This is a genomic window from Brasilonema octagenarum UFV-OR1 (assembly GCF_963888615.1).
GTDB lineage: Bacteria > Cyanobacteriota > Cyanobacteriia > Cyanobacteriales > Nostocaceae > Brasilonema > Brasilonema sennae.
This window is the reverse complement of record NZ_CAWPKW010000291.1, coordinates 1-687: the sequence shown is the minus strand read 5'-3', so window position 1 is coordinate 687 and position 687 is coordinate 1. Positions and strand designations below refer to the sequence as shown.

Below are 687 nucleotides of genomic sequence, written 5' to 3'. Positions count from 1 at the left end.
CTGCCGGCTGCGCAGGAGCACATCCTGGCGCAGGAGAGCGGCAAAGAGCGCTGCGTGAGCGCAGTGCGTGAGCTGTCACAGGCCTTCGCGCTGGCGGTGCCGCACGCTGAGGCGCTGCGCATCCGCGACGACGTGGCGTTCTTCCAGGCCGTGCAGGCCGTGCTCGCGAAGCGCGCGCCCGGCGACGCGCGGCCCGAAGAGGACATCGAGCACGCGGTGCGGCAGATCATCTCGCGTGCCGTGGCGCCCGAGGGGGTGATCGACATCTTCGCGGCGGCAGGGCTGGCCAAGCCGGACATCTCGATTCTCTCCGAGGAGTTCCTCGCCGAGGTACGTGGGATGCCGCACCGCAATCTCGCGGTCGAGTTGCTGGAGAAGCTGCTCAAGGGCGAACTGGCCACCCGCCGGCGCAAGAACGTCGTGCAGGCGCGGTCCTTTGCCGAGATGCTGGAGCAGACGATCCGCCGCTACCAGAACCGCGCGATCGAGGCGGCGCAGGTGATCGAGGAGCTGATCGGGCTCGCGAAGGAGATGCGCGAGGCCGGAGCTCGTGGCGAGTCGCTCGGATTGAACGAGGACGAACTGGCGTTCTACGACGCGCTGGAGATCAACGACAGCGCGGTCAAGGTTCTGGGGGATGTGACTCTGCGGACCATAGCGCAGGAGTTGGTGAAGACCGTGCGTGCC

At 67.8% G+C, this 687-nt stretch carries 1 protein-coding gene; it reads left to right on the top strand.

The window, feature by feature from the left end:
• A partial coding sequence (locus AC5590_RS25285; protein ID WP_248277440.1) for a DUF3387 domain-containing protein occupies nt 1–687 on the top strand: 687 nt, incomplete at both ends.